The organism is Bradyrhizobium genosp. P (genome assembly GCF_049949265.1).
Lineage (GTDB): Bacteria > Pseudomonadota > Alphaproteobacteria > Rhizobiales > Xanthobacteraceae > Bradyrhizobium.
In genome coordinates, this window is sequence record NZ_CP188195.1 from 2,762,328 (window position 1) to 2,782,500 (window position 20,173).

Sequence of the window (20,173 nt, forward strand, 5' to 3'; positions counted from 1 at the left end):
GCGCAGGCTGAGAGATGCGCCAGCGACTACTCATCATCGGAGGACCGTACGCGGCCAGCGAGGTTGCGTCGTCCGCACGCCACCATGGGTACAGCGAAGACATTCTCGTGGTGAGTGAAGAGCCGGAGCTACCGTACCAGCGGGCGCCCCTCTCAAAGGGCTTTTCTAAAGGCTCCCACGGACGAGGCGACGCCGCTCAGGTCACCGGCTTTCTATACAGCAAATCATATCGATTTGGAGCTCGGCGTCCGCGTTGTCGCGGTTCAGAGCGCTCGAAAAGCCGCGGTGTTGTCGAGCGGTCGAGAGATAACTTTCGACATGCTCGCGATCACAATGGGCGCTCGTCCACGAAGACTGACGTGCGAGGGAGCCGATCTACAAAACGTGTATTACCTTCGTTCCGTTGCGGACGCGCGCTTGCTTAAGACTGTCGCAGCCGCAGCAGAACACATTGTGGTGATTGGTGCCGGATTCATTGGACTGGAAGTCGCAGCTGCTCTCGCGCAGCAGCACAAACGAGTCACTGTGATAGAGGCGGCCAACCGGGCGCTTGAGCGAGTCGTATCGCCGGAGATCTCTGCTTTCCTGCGGTCCGCACATGTTGGCCATGGCGTAAAGATGCTGACCTCGAGCACGGTACAATCGCTGGTCGGTGAGAAACTGTTCGGCGAGTAGTCTTGGAGGATGGGAGTTCCATCGACGCAGATATTGTCGTTGTCGGCATCGGCTCGATTGCGAACGTTGAGGTGCTTGAAGGTTTCGGCGCGCAGTCGGTCAGGGGCGTAGCCGTAGATCCTCCTCTTGTGGGGTCGGCGCTCGAACCATTGCGCACACCCGCGGCTCGCCTCGCTTGTACGCCAGCAACGCGCGCACTGAAGCTTCCCCGTCGATCTTGTCAGTCTTCGCCCGTCGACGCCGGCGCGACGTCACAATTGAAGCGGGGTCAACGACGTGGCTTTCAACCCGTTCGTCCTGCAGCAAGCGGTGGATCCAAAAGCCGTCGAGACCCGCCTCTTGAATCACGATGACTGGAACGACCTGCTCCGTACGGACCCGCACCTTGTCCTTAAGTTGAGAGAACCGTGCCCGTAGTCCAGCGACGTCACCGCTGCGAACTGTATGCTTCGACATCTTTTCTCCGCCGCCTGGCGACAGCGATGTAATCAGCCAGGTCGATCGACTAAGTTCCAACGAGACGAAAATTGTGCCAAGATCGGTGCGGATAGCGGTCGGTGCTTGGGATCGGTCAGTAATAATTTGCATGGTCGCCTCCAGAGTGGGCGGGTCAGCAACCTCACTCTGCCAGAGCGTTGGTCGCTATCCACTCCCCATGGGATCTCTTCTCTTCTCTTCTCGTCGACCGACAGCACGATGGCGTGGGCCGGCGGGCCGACATAGAGGCCGACGACGTCGCGCGGCTTGGCGACGAAGTCCGGATCGTTCGAGAGCTTGAATTGTCGACACCGATGGGGCTGGAGCCCGTGCGCCTTCCAGATGCGGCGGACCGCGCTGGCACTGATGCCGCTCGCCCGGGCCATCAGGTCGGCTGTCCAATGGGTCGTCTCGGTCGGCGGGGCGGCCAATGTGAGCGCGACCACACGCTCGGCCACCTCCGGGGCCGAGCCCAGGAATCCGCGAGGGCCGCGTCTTATCCCGCAAGAGGCCGTCGACACCTTCTTCCATGAAGCGTTGTTGCCAGCGCCAGACGCAGGTTTTGGAGGTCCCGGTCCGGCGCATGATCTCGTTGGTGCCGACGTCGTCGGCGCTCAGGAGCACGATGGCCGCTCGCCAAGCGTGCTTCTGCGAGGAGTTACGGTCCTTGGTGATCGCCTCGAGCCGACGGCGATCTTGTCGTGTGATCTTGATCGAAATCCCGATGAGCATGCGTAAGACTCGCACGCGCGCCCAAAGGGAATCCCTACATGGACTCTTATGTTAGACAGAGACCACTAGCTCCGACGTGAATCACGCACCGATTTCCGAGGGGAGTACACGCGCAGAATGCAAGTCGCCGGGCATCGGCGCACATGCCGAGAATTGCCCGGCTGACCGATTGAGGAAAATGGCAGTGTCGATAGAGTCGGGCGCCATCGCAGCTGTCGCTATACCTTGACCCTTCGACTGCTTCGAACAGTTCGATATTCGGACACTGGACGGAACGGTGCCGCGGTGCCGCCATATCACTTAGACAAGAGCCGGTTGCACTCATCCTTTCCGCTGCATTTGTGACAGGTTGTCGCCACTCGCAGGAGCGACTTCTCAAGGCCGGCCCTACTCGGATCAGCAAGTGTGATTCTCCGTACGCGCGGATCAATGTTCCACGGGGTATGCATGAGTCTCACCTCGTAGTGATCACATCTATCATGCACGTTGAAGTTTCGCGTTGCGTCATGCGTCATGCGTCATGCGGCAACTGCAGATTGCGGGAGCTCGGCGACGTTACCTTGGGCTCACTCACGATGTGGCAGTGGCTCTTCTGCCTCGAGGAGGCGAAGCCGCTCATCAGGAACAAGCAACTACAGCGGAGGCCGAACCGGCGATCGCGCTCTTCGTTTGGCGGGCTTCCGCGAGCTAGCGCGCAACGTTCTATCGCGTGAGCACACCCAGCGCCAGTTCGTCCCGTGAGTTAGGTTGCCGACAATGATCGGCCAGGGGACCCGAGCATTGGCCTGCAAAGATGCTGGATCCCCGTATCGCCAGTGCGGGGACGTACCTCAGCCGCGTCGCGAGATTGGTGGTGAGGCCGGGACGGGGCGCTAGAAAGTGCGGGAGTCGTGGCGCGAGCTACCGCGTCCGAACGTGTCATCCATCAGTTGGCGCAACTCGTCCGGTTTTGCGAATGCGCATATCTCGATCTTTCTCGTTATGGCGGCAACAGGCTGGTTTTTAGGCGAGTACAATAGAACGGGGCGCTTTCCCTCTTGCTTCCATATATATCTTCACTATACTCAGTATATAAACATATCCGATAGAGAGCGCCATGAATAACCGTCTGCAATTCCCGGCTTCGGAGTATCTTCAGCGCATCCGCGGTCTGAAGCGCGCCATCGCTGAACGATCGATCGATCTAATTCTGCTGACGGACAAAGCTAACTTCGAGTATTTCTGCGGCTATAAAACGTTTGTGTGGATTTCCAGCGCCCGGCCAACGGCATTGCTGGTGTCGTCAAAGAATGATGACCATGCGATTATTATCGCGTCAAATCTCGAAGTGCTTCCCATCAAGCTCACGGAAGCCGTGCCTAGCTCGGTAGAAACTGCTTCCTACGGAGGCTTCGCGCCCGAGTTTATTGAGACGGTCGTGGGGGCAATGAAGCCCTATAATCCGCAACGCATTGCGATCGACTATGGTGAAGAGTGCTTCGGCTTTGGCTCTCTTAAGTTGATTGAAGATCTCAAGCGCCATTTCAGCCAAGCTGAATTGATTGAAGGAGCCGCCTGCGTCTGGCAGATTCGGTGTATCAAATCTCCCGCGGAAATTCAGCAAAAGAGGGCAGCCTGTGCTGTGGCGACGTCCTCCCTCTTTGAGGCTTTCAAGGAGTTGCGCATTGGGCATACCGAGATTGAATTCGAGCGGTTGCTTACTGTAAAGATGATCCAAAAAGGGGCCAGCTCTGTGCCCTTTCTCTCCGTGAAATTCGGCCGGGGAGAGTTGCCAACGCACCTCCCAAGCAGGGATCTCGCTCTTGCCCCCGATGACTTCATCTATGTAGACATCGGCTGCAAGGTGAACGACTCCGTTTCAGACCTGAGTCGGGTAGCGAAAGCTGGGAAAAAAACGGCAGAGGAGCAGGCAGTTTACCACGCAGTTCGTAAGATGACCCAAGACATTCTGCATTCATTTCGTCCCGGCATGACGACGGGACAGGCGTATGAATCCTATAAAGCCATTTGCGCGAGCTCTGCACTGGGCGTGCCAAAGTCATTTATGACATGGTCATCTCGTGTGGGGCATGGTTCTGGATATAACTGCACAGAGCCGCCCTCAATTTGTGCCAATGGTGAGGATGTGTTGCGCGAGGGCATGATCATCCACATCGAACCGCTCTACAAGATCGATGGAGGGTTTTATCAGACAGAGGAAATTGGAGTCATAACTGCTACGGGAGCGGAAATTCTCACCGATGTTGCGCCTGAGGAGCTTCCGGAGGTGGCAATAGCGCCATGCGAGTAAGCCGGAAAGGTTGAAGAATTGTGTTGGGCCGCCCTCCTTGAGCTTGGCAAGGGGGGCAGTGGGCACCGATGCCTTCTCCACATGGCGTCCAGTTGTTCGGCGGTGATCGGCGACATGTTATCAGCGGGCGGAGGACCGCCCGCGTTCCGGGTGTTTTGCGCCGAGCTGCTTTCCAAGTCCATTGTGCGAAGCAGGCTGGTTGGCTTCCGGCGAAAGGTGTGAAGGTCGCCCCCATTTGGGCCGCGCCTAGGTGTCTGCCGAACCTGCAGTGATGGTCAGTTCATGCCGCGAGGCATGTTGGTGATGCCCGTCGCCAGCCGTACCCGCAAGCCAGAGAATGACTCACCGGAAAAGCGCGCCTAGAGCGGTTTCACGGCTCGGCTGAATCGAAAGGATTCCCCTGACGGCCCCTTTCTGATTCGGGATGTTGGCTGGGGCCAGCATGAGATGGGCCAACCTCTTTTCAATGATCTTCGAGAGCGTGTTGTAGCGGCGGTGGTTGGCGGCGAGAGCTGCCGGACAGTGGAAGCGCGGCTCGGCGTCGCGGTGTCTTCGGTGGTGAAGTGGTCGCAGCGTTATTGGGCAACGGGCTCGGCGGCGCCGGACAACGCTTCCGGGCTTATGTCGAACAGCAGCTCGTTCCAGTTCTCAAGCCGGGTGACATCGTCGTCACCGCCTACTCACCCGATCGAGCAGGCCGTCGCCAAGATCACATCGCCCAGAAGCGCACTCTCGAAGACACCTGGCGACACATTGGTGAGCTGGTCACCACGATCCAGCCCCACGAATGTAGCAACTACTTCGAAAACGCCGGATATGCTTCCCCCAAAGCATGAAAGGCTCTAGTACGCGACGTACCGCCACAGCGTCGGCGTCCCATCCGATTCGCAGTATGGTCCCGTTAGGCAGCATAGTGTCGATGCCGGTATCCCGAGCCGCAGACTGGCGCGATGGCACAAGAACAATCGAAGAGGCCGGTGTCAGGATCGAGGCCACTTCGGGTCGATGTGCAGGCCCGTATGGACCGCTGAAAGTTACCCGCATCGAAGCCGCTTGCCGAACGTTCTTGACGTGTCCTGCTTTTGTCGCCGGCCGAAGGCGGCGACTGGATCGAAACATCGAGAAAGAGAACGATCTCATTCAATCATGGGAAACATGACCCGAGAATCTTCATCGAACAGGCTCAGCAGGCCAGGAAAGTTGCATAGGGCCAGCGGCGGGTCAAAAGCGCCAACTTTCCTATTGCATGTACTCTAAAGAAGGCGGACGGCGCGCCTCACGGAGAAGTGCTGGATCGTCACAGGCGAGCCAATCGTAACATCTTCAAGCTCGAGGCCTCGCCAAAGGCTCGTATCCCGTTTCGACGCTGGCCGGATACGAGGCCTAGGCGATACGTTCTCTTGCTCCATACTCTCCATCCCGGGTGCTGCTTTGCTTCGAATCGTACCCATCAGCGCTACTCTATTTTTTACGCGGGCGCATGATCTCATAGACGCAGTCGCCCCTTGCGGTGTGCGTTGGAAATCGACGCGTGGCAATTCGACCAGTCTTGGGAAACCGCAATTCTTGAGGAGCCTTCAATGGATCATCCAATGAATGGATCCTGCCGGCGAACTGGCCTTCGACGACCTCGTCTCCGAGTTTACCGGCAGGCTCGAACAGCCCATCACTCTCTGCGAAGATGTAATACTCAACTCCAGGTATCTCCATCAGCTGCGTGCCCTTTGTCAGCGGAACTTCGATTCGAGGCGTAATTTCAAAGTGTTTGAGGAGACGCCGGACGCCGTGCTCGGCCAGTTCGACTCCAAAGGGCGACAATGTGGCGCCGCCACCCAATTCGGTGGTAATGGTTGGCACTCCAAGTTCTCCACTCACCGCATTGAAAGTGGTCGCTCCGCCTCCAGCTGCACCATCGCTGATGATTGTGGCAGGGGCTCCAAATAGCTCTGCTAGCTCGAGAACCTGCCTCGTTTCGTTCTCGTTCCGCCCGGCACGGATATGGGCACACGGGATGCAATCCATCGAGTAGCTACCGGAATGCAAGTCAACCGCTACATCCGCCATTGGCAGCAACACATCGCTCACATAATGAGCAATCATCTGAGTCGGTGAACCCAGGGCGTTTCCCGGAAACAGGCGGTTGAGATTGCCATTGTCAAGTGGCGACACTCGCTTCCCAGCCTTAACGGCTGGGAAGTTAAGGGACGGAATGATGATGACGCGGCCAGCAACGTCTACCTGTTGCAGCGTTCTAGCCAGGTTCCTCAGCGCGAGCTGACCCTCCCACTCATCTCCGTGATTGCCGGCAACAAGCAATGCAGTGGGGCCGGACCCATTACGAATGACGACAATGGGGATCATGATCAACCCGTAAGCCGATTCATTGCTCGACAACGGCAATCGTAGGCAATCGCCAAACTTTCCATCACGATCAAAGTCGAGTGGACTCCAAATTCGAGATTTGACCTTCATAGATAGTTCCTCACTCAATGTTTGACGATTGGGTCGGATAAGAGCATTTAAACATTTTTGGTATACTTAGTATCATAGCGTCGTCAAGGTGATATTGATGCGTCGGGAGGGACGCCCTGAGCGTCAAAGCCGTGGTTGCCAATCGAGCCCGAGGTGAGCTGCTGCCGGTTTGATGGTGCGCGCCGATGGTCGAAGTGGACGCTGCGGGTTGTAGAGAGCCGGTCATGTAATCGAGCGCGTTGGCACGGGCCTGGCCGAGCACGCGGTAGATTTTGCGAGCTTGCGCTCGGCTTCAACTAGGAGAAGAGCGCTCCGTCGCAACGTCCTAAGCGTTGCCGGACCGGCCTGTGGTGCAGATCGCGCCATGATCCGACATTGAGCTGATGCTAAGGCTTGTTAACGTTTATTGGCTGCCCGCGATTTCCTCGAGCAGCCATTCGCGAAAAGCAGCAAGGGGCGGGTGGTTCGATCGGTCGGGCGGCCAAACCAGATAATATCGCTCGATGCTTTCCATCGGCAGATTGAGGATTGAGGGCGCGAACGAGTTTTCCGCTCGCCAGCTCGTCCTGGATCAGAAAGGTCGGCAGCAGCGCAACACCGACGCCGACCATCGCTGCCTGAGCGACGGTCGCAAATTGATCGAAGTACATTGTCTGTCCGGATCCGCCCGCTATGTTCTGGGTCGAAAACCATCGGTCCCACGCCGTGGGGCGCGTCGAGATGCTGAGCAGCGGTGATTTCTTCAAATCACTTGCCGCACTAAACCCGTACTGTTTTCTGAGCTCGGGGCTGCATGCGGGGACAGCCTCTTCAGAACGCAACAACATCATCTCAACGCCTGGCCAATCCCGCGGTCCGAAATGGATTGCCGCATCCAGCGCTTCGGTCCGAAAATCGAAGTAAGTCAGGCGTGTTGCCAGATTGATCGTGATGCCGGCATTCTGCGCCAGAAATCTGGGAAGCCGCGGAGCCAGCCAACGCGTGCCGAAGGTTGGCAAGATCGCAAGATTGAGCGTGCCGCCTTTGGGGTTGGCGCGAATGTTGAACGATGCCGTGCTGATTTTGCGCAGCGCCTCGCGAACTTCCCGCGCGTAGGCTTCGCCGGCGGCGGTCAAGCGGATGGACTGGCGTTCACGCCTAAAGAGCTCGACCTCGAGCTGCTCCTCAAGGAATCTGATCTGCCGACTGACCGCGCTCTGGGTGAGGCTGAGTTCTCTCGCCGCCAGGGTGACGCTGCAAGTCCTCGCGGCTGCCTCAAAAGCTGCAAGGAGTGAGGTCGATGGAAGAAATCGGCGGGATGTATGCATGTGCATTCCGACAGGGAATGATCTCTGAATAAAGGATCGTTTGATCAAGCTGAAAATACAGGACTACTCTCTTTAGTGCCACACCAAGTTGGTACGATTTGGTGACGTCTCGGCGCCGAGGATTAGCAAGGGAGCAAATTCACGGCCGGGCGGCACGCCCAATCAGACGACATCCGTGACCTGTTCTCGCGTGCAATGTCCGAGATGTATCGTGCGGAGGTCCCGCAGTACGGGACCCTGCTCGAGCTTGTCGCTGACGTTAACGCCCGGACGTTGCGCGCCGATCCGCGGTTGCGTGCGGGGCTCGAACAACGTCGCGAAATCGACAGGCTGGCCATCGAACGGCACGGAGCTATCCGGCTTGGCGCGGCGCGCGAGCTGTTTGGCATTCGGCGCGTTTTCGCGGTCGTGGGCATGTATCCCGTTGGCTATTATGATCTATCGGTCGCCGGGTGCCGGTTCATTCCACTGCCTTTCGCCCGATTACCGAGCAGGCGCTTGGTCGCAATCCGTTTCGGGTCTTCACGTCCCTGCTTCGGCTCGACTTGATCGAGGATCCCGCGCTGCGCGCCGAGGCGGAAACGATCCTTGCCGCTCGCCGGATTTTCACGTCCCGCTTTCTTGAGCTCGTCACCGTGTTTGAGACGGAAGGCCGCCTGACGCGCCTGGAAGCAGAAGAATTCGTACGCGAGGCACTCGAAACCTTCCGTTGGCACGGTAATGCGACCGTCGATCTCACTACCTACCGAAAGCTGCATCGCGCCCATCGTTTAGTCGCCGACATCGTTAGCTTCAGGGGGCCGCACATCAACCATCTCACGCCGCGGTCCCTCGACATCGATGCAGTCCAGGCGGCTATGCCCCGATGCGGAATTCCGGCCAAGGCGGTGATCGAAGGGCCCCCGCGGCGCAACTGTCCGATTCTCCTACGGCAGACCAGTTTCAAGGCATTAGAAGAGCCGATCGCCTTCAGGCAAACTGCGGGCGAAATTACGTCGGGGACGCACGCCGCGCGCTTCGGTGAGATCGAGCAGCGCGGGGGTGCGCTGACGGCGAAAGGGCGCAAACTTTACGACGAGCTACTCGCGTCTGCCCGTCGTGCTGTCCAGCCCGCCGGCGCCAGTTCGAACGTGATACCTTACGAGTCTGAGCTCTCGGAGAGGTTTCGGCTATTCCCGGATGACTGGGCCGAACTGCGTTCTAGAGGACTTGCGTTCCTCCGCTATTCGACGACCGCGGCCGGTCTGCAATCTCGTCGCCCCGGCGCGTCGGCGTCCGTCGACGAACTGATCGCAGACGGTTTCTTGCGATTTGACCCGATCGTGTATGAGGGCTTTCTGCCGGTCAGCGCAGCCGGCATATTCCAATCAAACCTCGGTGCCGATGAGCGGAAGAAGTACAGCGCGCGATCCAATCGAGATCAGTTCGAAGCGGCTCTTGGTGCAACGGTTCACGAAGAATTGGGCTGTACGTGCGGGCGGAAAGTACGTCGCTGGAGCAAGCGCTGGAGCGGCTTGGGTGTCCACAGGCTGAGTTCGCCGCTTGACCTGATTAGCGCTTCCCCAGCGTCCGGTTTAAGGCGACGCGTGCCATCATCCCAATCACCCGTACTTGGAAAACTGCCATGTCCACGTCAACGAAAGCGCAAACGCAATCCCATAAACGTAATCTCTCTGAAGACGTCGACAGCCTGCTAGCCGAGATCGGCGTGAATAGGTCGCGCTATTGGGATGGTGAACTGAAGGTGCATACCCCTATTACGGGCGAGATCGTCGGACGTGTCCGGTTAACGGATGCGAGAGATTCTCTTGCTTCGATCGAAGCGGCACATGCGGCATTCCGCGCGTGGAGCCTGGTGCCTGCGCCAAAGCGCGGTGAGCTTGTGCGGCTGCTCAGCGACCAATTGCGTGCCAACAAGGAGCCTTGGGCCGACTGGTCTCGATCGAAGTTGGCAAGATCACATCAGAAGGCCTTGGCGAAGTTCAGGAGATGATCGACATCTGCGATTTCGCAGTCGGACTTTCTCGCCGGCTCCACGGCCTCACGATCGCAACCGAACGGGCCGAGCATCGGATGATGGAGAGCTGGCATCCGCTAGGCGTGACTGGGATCATCTCGGCTTTCAATTTCCCGGTCGCAGTATGGGCCTGGAACGCGGCGCTCGCGCTCGTATGTGGCAACGGCATTGTCTGGAAGCCGTCGGAGAAGACGCCGTTGACCGCGCTTGCAACCGAAGCGCTCCTTGAACGTGCGATAAGGCGCTTTAAAGAGGAGGGCGGAACGGCGCCCGATGGACTCTCTTCGGTGCTGCTTTCCGGCCGCGACATCGGCAAACTCCTCGTCGATCATCCGAAGGTTGCATTGATTTCGGCGACAGGCTCGACGGCAATGGGTCGCGCCGTCGGACCGAGGCTTAAGCCGGCTGTGAGTGGAGGCGACGTGTCTGAGGAAGACACTCAGCTACAGGTGCACATGGCAGCAATGCCAGCGCTGCAAAGAACAGCGAGTCAGGTGTGCCGATCAGCGTCGCCCTCAGCTAGCCGGTAACCGTGACCACGAACGGTCAAAATGATTCTCGGTCTCTGCGGATCCTTCTCGATCTTCTTGCGAAGCCGCGACATCAGAACATCAACGGCACGTTCGGACTCCGGTGGTTCGGCGTGAACCGTGGCATCAATCAGCTGCGCACGCGACATCACTCGCCCATGATTCATTAGCAGGGACAGCAACAAGTCGAACTCGGCCGCTGTTAGCGTTGTCATCTCGCCGGCATGGCTGCGCAGTACGTGGCGGTCGACATCGAGCTCCCAGCCGGCGAAATGGAACAGCCTCTTCTTTTCAGAACCGAGATACCGACGGATGATATTGCCGATCCTTGCGACCAACTCGCGAGGTTCGACGGGTTTAATCAGGTAGTCGTCTGCCCCCATCTCAAGGGCGGCCAGGCGGTCACGAGCGTCGCGCCGCGCGCTCACAACGATAACGGGAACGTCAGAGCGCGCTCGCAGAGAACGAAGGATCGCTAGCCCATCTTCATCTGGTAAATTGAGATCCAGTAGCACGATGTCGTGGCGATCGCGATCAAGTCGCTCAAACACATCTCGCCCCTTTTCGACAAGGGTGGTTTCGAACCCGGCGGCGTCCAAATAGGCCGCCAAGATCATGCCGAACGCGGCATCATCTTCAACAATGAGAAGCTTTTGCTTGGCCTCTGCCGGCATGCAAGGTTGAGCTGGTCCGCGAGTTCGTGAAATGTCCGTGAAACACTACAGAAACATTACAGCAAAGCGCAACCTTTACATTCCCAGTCACGCGCGGTCTCTGCATCGCGAAAAACGCTGAGGTTGAATGACATGAACAAAGTATCGGATCAATATCTGCCCAACATGCCGTTTGAGACGGATGCGGGCGTCTCTGGGCGTGCCGCACTCGGATTAATTGTACTGGCGACCGACCAATGCATCGAATACGACTTCCGGCGCGTCGCCACGCTTCCGGGGGTCGGAATCTACGAATCCCGAATCTACAACTCGCCGACAGTGACGCCAGAGACGTTAATGGAGCTGGAAAAGGAAATAACTCAAGGCGCGAAGTTGATCCTACCTGGCCTCCCCATCGATGTCATGGCATTCGGTTGCAACTCAGGAACCATGATCCTTGGAGAAGACGTCGTTTACGAAAAGATCAGAGCTGCGCGCCCCGGTGTGCCTTGCACCTCTCCAGTTACTGGCACGATCGCAGCATATAAGCGTCTTGGCGTGTCGCGCATTGCGGTGTTGACGCCGTACAGCGACTCCGTCAACGAGTTCGTAGCCGACTTCCTGCGCAAGCGCGGTCTCGAAGTGGTCGCGTTCGGTTCCTTCAACGAGGAGAACGACCACAAAGTCGGCCGGATCTCGCCCGCCTCGATCAGTCGAGCCATCTTGACGCTTGGACGGGTGGACAGCGTCGAAGCGGTGCTGGTCAGCTGCACGAACCTGCGCTTGGTTGATCAGATCGCCAAGATCGAGCATGAATTAGGTAAGCCCGTCACGTCGAGCAATCATGCGATGGGCTGGCACGCCTTGCGTTTGGCCGGTATCGACGACACCGTGCCTGAGTTCGGCAAATTGTTCGAGCTTTCGGTCTAACCGACGCGCAGGATCGCTTTTCGCCATGGGGACGACGAGGTCCGCCAGAAAATCGCGGAATCGATCCGTTGCTTGCCAGAGGCGGTCGTCATCCGGGGATGAGAACGACCATCTATTGTTCTGGAACGAGAAGTACTGTGAGCTCTGCCCGGTTGTATCTGATATGATGCAGCCGGGCGTCTACTTTCCGAGATCGGTGGGAAGGCATCTGCCGCAATCAGTTCATCATCGAGAGTTCGGTAGCGAACTGGTTTTCGCGCCGGTTGGGACTCCATCATGGCGTGAAATCGGCGTTTTCAGGAATGGAGAATGAGCTGAGTGTGCCGCTGCCGGAAAGTCTCTGAGGCTGACGGCGCAAGCGATGCTCTATTCCCCCATCACCTGTGAACAGAATGTCCGTGATTTTGAACAAACAATTTGCGGCACACGGGATATGCTCATGTCGCCGGCCGCATTGCGATAGCCGGCGTTGAGCACTTCGCCAATCGCGCAAGCCGAACACAGGAAGCCTCCGATGTCTCCAGCTGTCCGCGGGGCAGCGGGAGCACCATCTCAAGAACGTTTCGCTCGATATCCCGCGCAAGAACTCGTGGTCTTCACTGGCGTCTCGGGATCGGGCAAATCCTTGCTGGCTTTCGAGACTTTGGACGCCGAGGTCCGGCGCCGGCATCTCGAGTCCGTTTCTCCATATGCGTGGCGGTTCTTGCCAGATCCGGTCGTCGGGCGGGAGTGTCACGACGCTGTCCAATCTCTTGCAGGTGCTGTCTCCGCGCGCGGCGACCAGCCGCGATCCGAGCACCTGTGAGCTGCGTGGACGGCGCGCGGATTGCGAATTCTCTCGTTACATTGGGATGCTCGCCGGCCGAAGCGACATGGCGCCGCGGCGTCGACTTTCTTTCTTTTTAAGCGCAACCAAAAGTGGCGCGATGTCGGCGGATGCCATCGTGGTACTCAATCGGGCACTCGCCGAGCCGCCTTCGTATCGGCTGCGCCGCACGGGTCAGACTTGGTCGAAGATGCGGTTCGCGGCCGCACAGCTCATCGCGTACACCGAAGATGATCTTTATCTGCGCCTTGCGGCCACCGCGAACGCCCGTGCCCGCCGCCTCGGGTAGGGCCTTGCGAGCCTGCCCGGAGTGCAAGTGGTTTCTTCCGTTCAAGCCAATGGTGTTCGTTGCAATGTCGGAGGAGGTTATCGAGGCGCTGGCGGCCCTGGCGTGCGCTTCGCGTGGCGTCGTTCGGCCGGTGACACACTTTGATTGCACCGACGTCGAGGTCCATCAACCCATTGAGCTGGTGGGTAGATTGGTCTCTCCGGCAGACAGCGCATCCGGCCACCAAGAGCGCGGTAAGCTCGTCGAAGCCCGCGAAGTCGGCTCGGTAAGCTTCGGAATTTCGCGTGCGCCTTTGACGCATCGCATGGTTGTGGTGCTCCAAACTCTCTTCGTCATGAGGGGCTCGATACGAACCGGGCAGGTCCACTATCGGAAAGGAATTTGATATAGCAGATATACCTAATATATAATGACGGAAGCTCGCCGGACCAGGACTTCACGAGGAGAAAATGCAGATGAAGAATGCCGGCTCCAAAAGTCTCACGCCGATCTTTCTTGGCCGGGAACAGCTGGCGTCATTTCGGCGCCGATGGTGATCAGAGCCTCTCGCGCTGCGGGGAAGTGCAGCTCGGTTACGATGACTAATGGTGGCGGGCCCTACCAAGTCGCTCAGGTCAAGGCAGTGCTTGAACCTTTCACCACGGAGACGGGGGATAAAGGTCGAGTGCGTCCCGATATTGGACCTCGACAAAGTCAAGGCGATGGAGCTGACGGGCAATGTCGAAGTGGACATTTTTTTGAACACCGAGGTCGGCGCGGCGTCCGGATCCAAGCTGGGCTTTTGGGAAAAGCTCGATCCTGCCCTGTTCGACCTCAAAGATTTGGCCACCCAGCCGGCAAGCGACTACGTCACATTTGAAATTGCCTGACGCGGCATAACGTGGGATCCAAAGAAATTCGGTGAGGGAAAGCATCCGAAAACCTTTGTCGAGCTCTTCGACCTGCAAAAATTTCCCGGGCGTCGTGCCCTGCGGGATGATGTTTTGGCTTCTCCCACCTGCACCAGGGAAATGTCTTGCGGCGGCCGCTCAAATCTGGCAGCCATTTGCGTATCTCGGGCGACAACATCGTGCCGGCTTTCTTGGAAACCGGCATTGTGCCCTGGAGATCACATACCCTCGCCTGAACCTCCGGACGCATGTAATAGGCAAGCAGTTTCATCGCGTTTTCTCTATTCGGCGCACCCTTGAGGATTGCGAGGGCGACACCTACAGTGATGTTTTGTTCAAAGCAGTACGCCAAGCGCAATCCGCCCGGCGCAACCGGTGCTCTATCCCATCACTTGTGAACAGAATGTCCATGACTCGAGCAAACAATTCGCGGCACACGGGATATGCTCATGTCGCTGGCCGCATTGCGATGGCCGGGCGTTGAGCACTCGCCAATCGCGCAAGCCGAAAACAAGAAGCCACCGATGTCTCCAGCGTCCGCAGGGCGCGGGAGCGCAATCTGAAGGACGTTTCGCTCGATATCCCGCGCAACAACTCGTGGTCTTCACTGGCGTCTCGGGATCAGGCAAATCCTCGCTGGCTTTCGGGACGTTGGTCGCCGAAGCCCAGCGCCGGCATCTCGAGTCCGTTTCCCCATATGCGTGGCGGTTCTTTCGCCAGATCTGGTCGTCGGTCGGCGGTCTCACGAAGCTGTCCAATCTCCTGCGGATGCTGTCTTCGCGTGCGCCGCGACTAGCCGCGATCCTGCAGCCCAACGATCCCATCAACATCCAGTTCACCAGCGGCACCATGGGTGTCGCCCAAGGGCGTGGCGCTGACCCGTCACAACATCCTCAACAACGGCTACTTCACCCGTCGCGCGATGCGCCTGACCGAGCATCTTCATTGCGGAGCCGCTCCATCACTGCTTCGGCATGGTGATGGGTAACCTCGCTTCCGTGACGCTCGGCACCACCATGGTCTATCCCGGCACGAACCTGCGCTTGGTTGATCAGATCGCCAAGATCGAGCATGAATTAGGTAAGCCGTCGAGCAATCATGCGATGGACCGGCACGCCTTGCGTTTGGCGGGTATCCACCACACCATGCCCGAGTTCGGCAAATTGTTCGAGCTTTCGGTCTAAGCGGAGCGCAGGATGGCTTCTCACCATTGGGACGACGATGTCCGCCAGAAAATCGCGGAATCAATCGGTTGCTTGCCAGAGGCGGTCGTCATCTGGGATGAGAACGACCATCTATTGTTCTGGAACGAGAAGTACTGTGAGCTCTGCCCAGTTGTCTCTGATATGATGCACCCGGGCGTCTACTTTCCCGACATCGTGTGGGAAGGCATCTGCCGCAACCAGTTCATCATCGAGGGGTCGGCAGAGAACTGGTTTTCGCGCCGGTTGGAATTCCATCATCGCTGTGAAGGCTACATGGATCAACAGCTCGCGAACGGCCAATGGGTGCGGATGTCGGAGCGCCGTACGCCGTGGGGTGGGGTAATCAGCGTGCGCACGGATCTCACCCCAGTCAGGGAGCATGAGGCGGCCCTGCGCCTCGCCAAGGATCAAGCCGAGGCGGCGACAGCAGAGAAATCGCATTTCCTCGCGCTTATCAGCCATGAACTGCGTACGCCCATGAACGGGGTACTTGGTCTCGCGCAGGCGCTGACTCGGACTTCATTGACGTCGCGTCAGCAACGGTATGTAGACACGATTATCTCGTCGGCTCGGGCCCTTGCCAAGCTGCTTGACGACATTCTCGACGTGTCACGGATCGAAGGCGGGCAATTGCAAGTCGAGACCGCAGCGGTCGCTCTGCAAGACATCTTTGATGAAATCGTGAGGCTGTTTGAGCCGATGGCCGAACAGAAGAGATTACAACTGCGTGCTCGTCTCGACGAGAGACTGCCGGCGTGCGTGAATGCGGATCCACTGAGATTGCGGCAGATACTTATCAATCTCGTTAACAATGCGCTCAAATTTACATCTGCCGGGTTTGTCGAGTTACGTACGCGGAGGTCAATCCCAGGGCGGCTTCGAATCGAAGTCGCCGATTCTGGTCCGGGGATCGCTGCGGAGCATCGTGCAGCTTTGTTTCGACCGTTTTCGCAGATCGATTCTCCAGCCGTGAACCATCTCAGCGGCGCCGGGCTCGGGCTTGCCATTTCCAAGAAGCTGGCTGAAGCAATGGGCGGTTCGGTTGGAATGGAAAGCGGGGCCCGCGGTGGCAGCATTTTTACGCTTGATCTCAACGTGGCGTTACCGCGGCCTTGCCGGGGTGAGCAGGAAAGATTGCTGGCCGATGCACCTTCCGGCTTGCGCTTGCTGGTGGTTGATGATGATAAAGTCAATCTTCTCGTCGCGGAGACGTTGCTCGACCAAATGGGGCATGTACCCCAAACGTGTCAGAGCGGCGCGGAGGCGATCGAAGCTGTCGGCAGCCACGTCTTCGATGCCGTGCTTCTTGATATCGCTATGCCGGCCAAGGATGGGCTGACCGTCGCACGCGAGATCCGCGCCCGCGGGTCTGTGGCGGCAACAATTCCGATTTTTGCCATGACGGCAAAGCTCACGACCGACAGCATGGAGTCTTATCGGGCCGCGGGTATCACCGGGGTGGTGCCAAAGCCGATCATCTACGAGCAGCTTCAGGTGGAACTTGCCAAGCTTGCCGCTTCGGCGGTACCGGAACAGCTGACGCGCATGCGAGCCGATGTGGGTACTGACCGCTGCAAGCTGATCTTGCGTGAGAGCTGCAAGGTTGTCGCCGAAGCCCGTCAGGAGGCGAACACATATCGCGCCGGGGGCAGCGGCAAGCCGTTGGCGGCTGTGTTGCATCGGCTGAGCCCGACGGCCCAAATGCTTGGGCTTTCTGATCTGTCAGCGGAGGCTGAAAGAATAGAGGATCGCCTCAACCAAAATGCTGACCCAATCGATACAATCACTCTCAGCGGATTGCTGACGCAGTCAATGGAGCGGATGGAGCAATGGATTGCAGGCCCGGCAATCGTAGCCAGGCCCGAGTGAGGCTTAGGGTTACCTCGAACGATGAAGGTCTTTTGGGGACTTGCTGGCATGCTCGGCGAAACGTGGCAATCGGGATCCGAGGCTCACTCACGGGCGGGCGGGGCATGACCAGTCGGACAAGCGTCCACGGAGATGCCAATCCCGATGTTCCCTCTTTTGCGACGTTGCCCCTTGCTGAGACTGGTATCGCCGGCCAGCACTGCGTCACCAGAAGATCTGCTCAAACCCGCTACGACCTGCGGCCCTCATACCGGCATCCATCAGCCGATGTGTCGGGGACAAGCCGAAAATCGCTCACGAATTCTATCCATTTGATGGTGTCGAAGGACATCGTCTCATCAAAGTATCGCTTCGGCGAAGCAATCGGAATCGTATCGCTTATGCCCGCGAGCACTTGTAGGGACGAGCCAGATGGCCCGACCCATTTCAATGGGATTGACAGGGTATCCCGACAGCGCTAACTTTGAATACTGAGTATGTATTGTAGCATCGGGGGAAGTTGCCGATTGACGAGCAGTTCCGCGCAGATACGTTGATCCGTTTTTGGAGACGGGATATATGAATCGCGACTCCACAACGTACCCGAAGTTGCACCAGATGCTCGCCCTAGAGATCGGGACAATGCAGGGGTCAAGCCAGCTAACGAATGGCTCAATACTCGAAGTGGTGAGTTTGCCTAATTTTTACTCCATCTTGGCGATTCGATCAACCAAGCGCAGCCTCGTGCAGCCAACCAGCACCGCTTCGTCGCCGTCAACCCGACCAAACGTCAAGATGGCTCGACGATCGAAGAGAGCGAAGTCCGGGCGAGTTTGTTCTCCTCGTTGAAGGAACCGAACGCGACCGCACCAAGACCGCGCTTGCGCAGGAAGTTGGCGACGAACGCGTTGATCCCATTAAGAAACGATCCTGTGCTCCGGCTAAACCGACAGCTCGAACAACTAGCCGAACTCGGCACGATGTCGCGGATGCATGCATTCATCGGGTTAAGTATGGGGTCGAGTCGATCTGCCGCGTGCTGGCGATCGCCCGACCCACTACCATGCTCATGCGGGTCGCGTCAGGTCGATCCGACCAAACGATCCGTCCGCTGCGGCGCAGCGCTCTGCGCGGGCCATCCGTCGGATCTGGAACGTGAACTTCTAGGTAACGTGTGCGCAAACTTTAGGAATGGATATTAGCCGTAAGTGCTAGTGCCTTAGTGAGAAGAAGGGGATGGGTGGAAAGCCCTGCGGTCACGAAGAGACTGGACCCCCGGCAGAAATGGGTGATGGTTATGCGCCAACTTGATAGATCAGGGCGAGGGGCTGAAGGTGACCGGTTTCTTTATCGCTCCGTCTCGCGAAAATTGAGAGATTTGATCGATGCCGGAACGTACGCGACCGGTACGCAGCTGCCGAGCGCTGGTGACCTAGCCAGGGATTTCGGCGTCAGCATGATCACCATCCGCCGTGCGATTCGCGATCTGTCGCTTGAGGGGCTTCTTGTCGGTCGACAGGGTCTTGGCGTCTTTGTCGCAAACCGGCGCAGGATTGTGCGAGTGCTCAGCCCAAGCAAGAGCTTGCCATTCGAGGATGAGCTGCGCAAGCTTGGCCTCATACCGGGCGTGCGACTGCTTCAAGTGACGCTGACCGATCCGAATGATGGCGACCCTTTCCAGCTTGGGACATTGGGCGTCGGTTATCGGGTTGAGAGGATTATTCTCGCTGACGACGAACCGATTTGCCTTGATTCACTTTGGCTTCCCAAGGAAGTCGGCGAAGCGCTGATGCCGAAGATCCGCGAGCGGTTTATGATGCCGTTTGTCGAGGCGCTGAAGGGTTTCGACCATTTCGAATATCAGTTCGAAGGCGCGACGGCCACGGAAGAACAGGCTGCGTTTCTCGAGGTAACGCCAGGATTTCCAGTATTAAACTGCCGCTCCGTCGGGTTTCGGAAGGATGGCACGCCTCTGCTTGTGGGATGCACCGTAACACGCGCCGATCGCATTGTTTATCGGTTTTCTCTTGGGACCAATGTCCGTGAGCGGAGTCGTCCGCGGCGGACGCGAAAGCAATGAATCCTCTGCGGCAGGTGCCCTTAACTCGATCAGCATAAGCTCGCCGGGTCGACTGATACGGCCAGCCGAACGGCAAGGAATAGACGCGTTTGGTGGCCGGCTGGGGGGCATGAAAAATCGTCTGGGACTGGCTCTTCTGGTAACCGCGGACCTCACAGCGAGGGGGTGAGATTATGGCGAAGCTAATGTGGTGGGTGAGGCTGGTCGCCGAGCCGAACGGCACCGGAATCCACATCCTGGTTAATATTGGCAAAATGGACCCTTGATGACCGTCACGATGCTTCGACGAAAGTCCGGTGCAACTCATCGGCGAGGTCTGTGGTGAACCGGCGATGCAATGCGATGCAAGTCTAAGCCGGAGCTTTGGGAACGTCGAGGTTGCAGGGTTGTTTAACCGAACAGCTGGAGCGGGTGCTCCGCAGCAGGTGGTAGCTTGGTCTCCATGGTCCCCTGGAGATCGATCTGCCGAGCGGACTCTTTTCGCCGGTGCTCCTTGTCCGATCCCCACGTTGCATGATTTTGCCTCGCACATCGTCGAGGAGTTTGATCGTTGCTGGCCGCCGAGGAGTCAGGGTGAGTTTCAACGGCGTTCGTCTCCACTCATGGAAATCGAGATCATGCAACTCGCGTGATGGGGTTATCCCTACGTTTTCGATCAATTCCGCTCTCACATGACTCCGACTGAGTGCGTTCCAGCCGAGAGCCAATCTGACCTGCGGCCGGAGATGGACGCGATACTGTTTCCCTCTTTCACTCTTTCAGGTTATCTGGAGCGCTCCAGCGCTGATTTTTTCGTGCGGTCGCAGTTTGCCTTGAGGAGCCGTACAATTCTGTAATGTGCTCTACACGGAGCCCGACAAGACCTTCGCGGGGCGTCACCAGCACCCCGCATGACGCTGTTCCATAATTCGCCCCCGCTCTCTCCCGGCGTAGGCAAGGCTCGGCCGCCTCG

Annotated in this window: 10 protein-coding genes and 9 pseudogenes; 14 read left to right on the forward strand and 5 right to left on the reverse strand. The window is 58.1% G+C overall.

Annotated elements, in window-relative coordinates; genetic code table 11:
* Positions 1 to 114: 114 nt before the first annotated feature.
* Positions 115 to 675 carry an FAD-dependent oxidoreductase gene (locus tag ACP2YO_RS13415; RefSeq protein ID WP_426441279.1) on the forward strand — a complete coding sequence of 187 codons (561 nt, stop codon included), beginning with the start codon at positions 115 to 117 and terminating at the stop codon, positions 673 to 675.
* Positions 676 to 786: 111 nt separating this feature from the next.
* Here the strand turns inward: ACP2YO_RS13415 and ACP2YO_RS13420 are convergent.
* Together ACP2YO_RS13420 and ACP2YO_RS13425 are read right to left on the reverse strand one after the other, a co-directional pair.
* Positions 787 to 1,263, reverse strand: a pseudogene (locus tag ACP2YO_RS13420) (IS110 family transposase); the annotation flags it as partial.
* A gap of 86 nt (positions 1,264 to 1,349) precedes the next feature.
* Positions 1,350 to 1,884: pseudogene (locus ACP2YO_RS13425) on the reverse strand (IS630 family transposase); the annotation flags it as partial.
* A 1,096-nt stretch (positions 1,885 to 2,980) separates the two neighbouring features.
* On the opposite strand from ACP2YO_RS13425, the gene ACP2YO_RS13430 reads away from it, so the two are divergent.
* The 3 genes and pseudogenes from ACP2YO_RS13430 (at position 2,981) to ACP2YO_RS13440 (ending at position 5,010) form a co-directional block, all read left to right on the forward strand.
* Positions 2,981 to 4,174, forward strand: coding sequence for a M24 family metallopeptidase (locus ACP2YO_RS13430; protein WP_426441280.1), 1,194 nt, complete (start codon positions 2,981 to 2,983; stop codon positions 4,172 to 4,174).
* A gap of 447 nt (positions 4,175 to 4,621) precedes the next feature.
* Positions 4,622 to 4,792: pseudogene (locus ACP2YO_RS13435) on the forward strand (IS630 family transposase); the annotation flags it as partial.
* Positions 4,738 to 5,010 (forward strand): hypothetical protein, encoded by a 273-nt coding sequence (locus tag ACP2YO_RS13440; RefSeq protein WP_426443550.1) that lies wholly within the window; start codon positions 4,738 to 4,740, stop codon positions 5,008 to 5,010. The pseudogene ACP2YO_RS13435 and the gene ACP2YO_RS13440, both read left to right, overlap by 55 nt.
* Positions 5,011 to 5,635: 625 nt before the next feature.
* Here ACP2YO_RS13440 and ACP2YO_RS13445 read toward each other — a convergent pair.
* Together ACP2YO_RS13445 and ACP2YO_RS13450 are read right to left on the reverse strand one after the other, a co-directional pair.
* On the reverse strand, positions 5,636 to 6,646 hold the full coding sequence (locus tag ACP2YO_RS13445; RefSeq protein ID WP_426441281.1) for a succinylglutamate desuccinylase/aspartoacylase family protein: 1,011 nt from the start codon (positions 6,644 to 6,646) through the stop codon (positions 5,636 to 5,638).
* A 403-nt stretch (positions 6,647 to 7,049) separates the two neighbouring features.
* A pseudogene (locus ACP2YO_RS13450) lies at positions 7,050 to 7,953 on the reverse strand (LysR substrate-binding domain-containing protein).
* 195 nt (positions 7,954 to 8,148) lie between these two features.
* Here ACP2YO_RS13450 and hglS point away from each other — a divergent pair.
* Together hglS and ACP2YO_RS13460 are read left to right on the forward strand one after the other, a co-directional pair.
* Positions 8,149 to 9,499 (forward strand): annotated as a pseudogene (gene hglS, locus ACP2YO_RS13455) (2-oxoadipate dioxygenase/decarboxylase HglS).
* A gap of 78 nt (positions 9,500 to 9,577) precedes the next feature.
* A pseudogene (locus ACP2YO_RS13460) lies at positions 9,578 to 10,500 on the forward strand (aldehyde dehydrogenase family protein).
* Here the strand turns inward: ACP2YO_RS13460 and ACP2YO_RS13465 are convergent.
* Positions 10,461 to 11,174, reverse strand: a complete 714-nt coding sequence (locus tag ACP2YO_RS13465) for a response regulator transcription factor (protein ID WP_426441282.1) — start codon at positions 11,172 to 11,174, stop codon at positions 10,461 to 10,463. The pseudogene ACP2YO_RS13460 and the gene ACP2YO_RS13465 overlap by 40 nt on opposite strands.
* Positions 11,175 to 11,306: 132 nt before the next feature.
* On the opposite strand from ACP2YO_RS13465, the gene ACP2YO_RS13470 reads away from it, so the two are divergent.
* From ACP2YO_RS13470 to ACP2YO_RS13505, 8 genes and pseudogenes are all read left to right on the forward strand, one after another.
* A complete protein-coding gene (locus ACP2YO_RS13470; protein ID WP_426441283.1) occupies positions 11,307 to 12,083 on the forward strand; it encodes a maleate cis-trans isomerase family protein in 777 nt (258 codons plus the stop codon).
* A 524-nt stretch (positions 12,084 to 12,607) separates the two neighbouring features.
* Positions 12,608 to 12,865, forward strand: a pseudogene (locus tag ACP2YO_RS13475) (hypothetical protein); the annotation flags it as partial.
* A 1,010-nt stretch (positions 12,866 to 13,875) separates the two neighbouring features.
* A complete protein-coding gene (locus tag ACP2YO_RS13480; protein WP_426441284.1) occupies positions 13,876 to 14,067 on the forward strand; it encodes a hypothetical protein in 192 nt (63 codons plus the stop codon).
* A gap of 580 nt (positions 14,068 to 14,647) precedes the next feature.
* Positions 14,648 to 14,907 (forward strand): annotated as a pseudogene (locus tag ACP2YO_RS13485) (hypothetical protein); the annotation flags it as partial.
* A pseudogene (locus ACP2YO_RS13490) lies at positions 14,881 to 15,119 on the forward strand (AMP-binding protein); the annotation flags it as partial. The pseudogenes ACP2YO_RS13485 and ACP2YO_RS13490, both read left to right, overlap by 27 nt.
* Before the next feature lie 165 nt (positions 15,120 to 15,284).
* The gene (locus tag ACP2YO_RS13495) at positions 15,285 to 17,162 is read left to right on the forward strand and encodes an ATP-binding protein (protein WP_426441285.1); all 1,878 of its coding nucleotides are present in this window, start codon (positions 15,285 to 15,287) and stop codon (positions 17,160 to 17,162) included.
* Between the two features lie 1,276 nt (positions 17,163 to 18,438).
* Complete coding sequence (locus ACP2YO_RS13500) at positions 18,439 to 19,221, forward strand: GntR family transcriptional regulator (protein WP_426441286.1); 783 nt, start codon at positions 18,439 to 18,441, stop codon at positions 19,219 to 19,221.
* A gap of 671 nt (positions 19,222 to 19,892) precedes the next feature.
* Positions 19,893 to 20,057 (forward strand): hypothetical protein, encoded by a 165-nt coding sequence (locus tag ACP2YO_RS13505; protein ID WP_426441287.1) that lies wholly within the window; start codon positions 19,893 to 19,895, stop codon positions 20,055 to 20,057.
* Positions 20,058 to 20,173 lie beyond the last annotated feature (116 nt).

What these genes read in the sequence shown, in the direction of transcription:
- ACP2YO_RS13505 (WP_426441287.1), top strand. Translation starts at nt 19,893, where the DNA reads ATGACTCCGACTGAGTGCGTTCCAGCCGAGAGCCAATCTGACCTGCGG.
- ACP2YO_RS13465 (WP_426441282.1), bottom strand. Translation starts at nt 11,174, where the DNA reads ATGCCGGCAGAGGCCAAGCAAAAGCTTCTCATTGTTGAAGATGATGCC.
- ACP2YO_RS13445 (WP_426441281.1), bottom strand. Translation starts at nt 6,646, where the DNA reads ATGAAGGTCAAATCTCGAATTTGGAGTCCACTCGACTTTGATCGTGAT.
- ACP2YO_RS13470 (WP_426441283.1), top strand. Translation starts at nt 11,307, where the DNA reads ATGAACAAAGTATCGGATCAATATCTGCCCAACATGCCGTTTGAGACG.
- ACP2YO_RS13430 (WP_426441280.1), top strand. Translation starts at nt 2,981, where the DNA reads ATGAATAACCGTCTGCAATTCCCGGCTTCGGAGTATCTTCAGCGCATC.
- ACP2YO_RS13495 (WP_426441285.1), top strand. Translation starts at nt 15,285, where the DNA reads ATGGCTTCTCACCATTGGGACGACGATGTCCGCCAGAAAATCGCGGAA.
- ACP2YO_RS13500 (WP_426441286.1), top strand. Translation starts at nt 18,439, where the DNA reads ATGCGCCAACTTGATAGATCAGGGCGAGGGGCTGAAGGTGACCGGTTT.